Origin of the sequence: Methanosarcina sp. KYL-1, assembly GCF_024372725.1 — an archaeon.
Lineage (GTDB): Archaea > Halobacteriota > Methanosarcinia > Methanosarcinales > Methanosarcinaceae > Methanosarcina.
Window position 1 is genome coordinate 1 of the sequence record NZ_VOUA01000055.1, and the last position, 3,415, is coordinate 3,415.

Here is a 3,415-nt window from a genome sequence, read left to right on the forward strand (position 1 = left end):
GTGAAGTCATGTATAGGTGCTGTATACTGGACGCTTACTGGATCTGGTTAGGTGTAACCGGAGTTATGCCGCCAGGTGGATGGCTCGGCTCAAGAGCTGATGAAGGACGTGCCAAGCTGCGATAAGCTCGGGGTAGGTGCATGGAACCGTTGAACCCGAGATTTCCGAATGAGACCTCTCCTTAGTGATCAGTAATGATCGGGAACGCCCCGAATTGAAACATCTTATTAGGGGCGGGAAAAGAAATCAATTGAGATACCGTTAGTAACGGCGAGTGAACCCGGTATAGTTCAAACCGAATCCCTTCGGGGAAATGTGGTGTTATAGGGCTGCTTAAACGTCTGGCGGCCAAATCGAACTTGCCTGAAACGGCAGACCGTAGAGTGTGATAGTCACGTAGATGCAAGCCAAAAGACCGGAGCATGTCCCTGAGTACCGTGCGTTGGATATCGTGCGGGAATTTGGGGGGCACCAACCTCCAAAACTAAATACTCCTTGAGACCGATAGCGAAATAGTAGGGTGACCGAAAGCTGAAAAGTACCCCGAGAAGGGAGGTGCAAAGTGCCTGAAACCTGGTGGCGATGGAACGATACGGCATTAAAGGATCTTTGACGTGAAGGAAGCATTCGCGAGGATGTTGTACGAGCGCCACTGCCAGTGTCGTATCTTACGTTTTGAAGAACGGGCCAGGGAGTGTATCTTGGTGGCAATGGCTAACCTTTTATCTGGGCAGCCGAAGCGAAAGCAACATGTGCGCAACCTTCGGGTGAGGCACGACGTATACAAGTGCGTGGAGTCACCGGGGTACGACCCGAAGCCGGGTGATCTAGGCGTGGGCAGGTTGAAGCGTGGCGAAAGCTACGTGGAGGACCGCAAGCGGTATTGATCTGCAAATCATTCGTGTGACCTGCGTCTCGGAGTGAAATGCTAATCTAACCCGGCATCAGCTGGTTCCTTCCGAAACATGTCGCAGCATGACCTGACTGGAGATCGTCGGTGGAGTAGAGCACTGATTGGCGGTTCCGGGGGAGAAATCCCTCGCCCGCCTGTCAAACTCCAAACCCACCGTCATCGTAGAAAGTCGGAGTCCGGACTGCTGGGGTAAGCTTGTAGTCCGTAAGGGAGACAACCCAGCCCGTGGTTAAGGTCCCCAAGTGTCGACTAAGTGTAAACACTAAAGGGCGTCCCAAGCCCAAGACAGCTGGAAGGTTAGCTTAGAAGCAGCTACCCTTCAAAGAGTGCGTAACAGCTCACCAGTCGAGGTTTGGGGCCCCGAAAATTGACGGGGCTCAAGTCGACCACCGATACCACGGAGTACCGCGAGGTAATCTTGTAGGAAGGCGTTGCGTTCGGGCAGAAGCAGGGCTGTGAAGTCCTGTGGACCGTTCGCAAACGAAAATCCTGGTAATAGTAGCAGCATAGCAGGGTGAGAATCCCTGCCGCCGAAGGGGCCAGGTTTCCTCGGCAATGTTCGTCAGCCGAGGGTTAGTCGGTCCTAAGACGTACCGTAATTCGAGTACGCCGAAAGGGAAACAGGTTAATATTCCTGTACCATTTAGCGCTACATGCCTGACGTCTCAGGGCAGGCCGAGCGGCGTCGTCGCGCCGTCCAAGCAGCTAAACCGTTGGAGAGCCGTAATGGCGAGAATTCGGTGAATCTGTGATAGCGAAAGTCGGCTGCACCCAGGGACCCGTGAAAAGGGCAGCTAAATGTCCGTACCGAGAACTGACACAGGTGCCCCTAGCTGAAAAGGCTTAGGCGTGTCGGAGTAATTCAGTTAAGGGAATTCGGCAAATTAGCTCCGTAACTTCGGGATAAGGAGTGCCTGCTGTGTAGACAGCAGGTCGCAGTGACCAGGGGGCTCTAACTGTCTAATACCAACATAGGAGATTGCAAACCCGTAAGGGCTAGTACAATCTCTGAATCCTGCTCAGTGCAGGTACCTGAAACCCCGGTTCAACGGGACGAAGGGCCTGTAAACAGCGGGGGTAACTATGACCCTCTTAAGGTAGCGTAGTACCTTGTCGCTTAATTGGCGACTTGCATGAATGGATCAATGAGAGCCCTACTGTCCCTAACTGGAGTCCGGTGAAGCTTACATTCTAGTGCACAGTCTAGAGACCTCTAGGGGGAAGTGAAGACCCCGTGGAGCTTTACTGCAGCCTGTCGTTGGGTTGTGGTTCTGGATGTACAGTGTAGGTAGGAGGCGTCGAAGCGGGTGCGCCAGCATCCGTGGAGCCACAATTGGGACACTACCCTTCTGGGACTACGACCCTAACTCTGCGAAGAGGACCCCGATAGGTGGGCAGTTTGCCTGGGGCGGGACGCCCTTGAAAAGATATCAAGGGCGCGCAATGGTTGACTCAAGCGGGTCGGAAACTCGCTGAAGAGTGCAAGAGTATAAGTCAGCCTGACGTTATTCAGCAAAGCAGTGGATGACGAGACGAAAGTCGGTTCTAGCGAACTTTTGAGCCTCCTTGGTGGGGGCCAAAAATGACAGAAAAGTTACCCCGGGGATAATTGAGTCGTTGCCGGCAAGAGTACATATCGACCCGGCAGCTTGCTACCTCGATGTCGGTTCTTTCCATCCTGGCCGTGCAGCAGCGGCCAAGGGTGAGGTTGTTCGCCTATTAAAGGAGATCGTGAGCTGGGTTTAGACCGTCGTGAGACAGGTCGGTTACTATCTACTAGAGGTGCCCGAAGTCTGAGGGTAAGCTGCTTTTAGTACGAGAGGAACAAAGCAGCGGCGCCACTGGTGTACCGGTTGTCTGACAAGGCACCGCCGGGCAGCTACGCGCCACGGAATAAGAGCTGAATGCATCTAAGCTCGAAATCCCGCCTAAAAAGAGACTTCATTAAGGTTGCCGGTAAAAGACCGGTTTGATAGAAACGGGATGTAAGCACCAAGGCAACGAGGTGTTCAGTCCGCGTTCACTAATTATCCGTTCCGCTCACCATAACCAGGTCCAGGCGAAATCCAGTTTATGCAGCACCACTATACATGACTTTTTCCACAATCCCATTCATAGGTTGAGTGTGGCGGCCATAGCGGCGGGGTCACTCCTGTACCCATCCCGAACACAGCAGATAAGCCCGCCCACGTTCCTTACTGTACTGAAGTACGCGAGTCTTCGGGAACTCTGGATCGCTGCCACGCTCACCCTATCACTCTTATCTCTAACCTTTTTGAACTTGTTTTGTCTGTTTTCTTGATCTTTTGTTGCTATCCTGTTATCCTGTCTACTCTACGTCTTCTCAACTCCATTTCATCAATCCGTCTCATTAATTGCTTATGGCGGCCATAGCGGCAGGGCAACTCCTGTTACCCATCCCGAACACAGCAGATAAGCCTGCCCGCGTTCCTTACTGTACTGAAGTGCGCGAGCCTTCGGGAACTCTGGATCGCTGCCATA

General features: G+C 53.0%; 3 rRNA genes. All 3 read left to right on the forward strand.

Annotation, left to right across the window (positions count from 1 at the left end):
- Nucleotides 1–51: 51 nt before the first annotated feature.
- Nucleotides 52–2,959 (forward strand): 23S ribosomal RNA (locus FTO70_RS17800).
- A 78-nt stretch (nucleotides 2,960–3,037) separates the two neighbouring features.
- A 5S ribosomal RNA gene (gene rrf, locus FTO70_RS17805) occupies nucleotides 3,038–3,159 on the forward strand.
- Between the two features lie 134 nt (nucleotides 3,160–3,293).
- Nucleotides 3,294–3,415: ribosomal RNA gene (gene rrf, locus FTO70_RS17810) — 5S ribosomal RNA — on the forward strand; the annotation flags it as partial.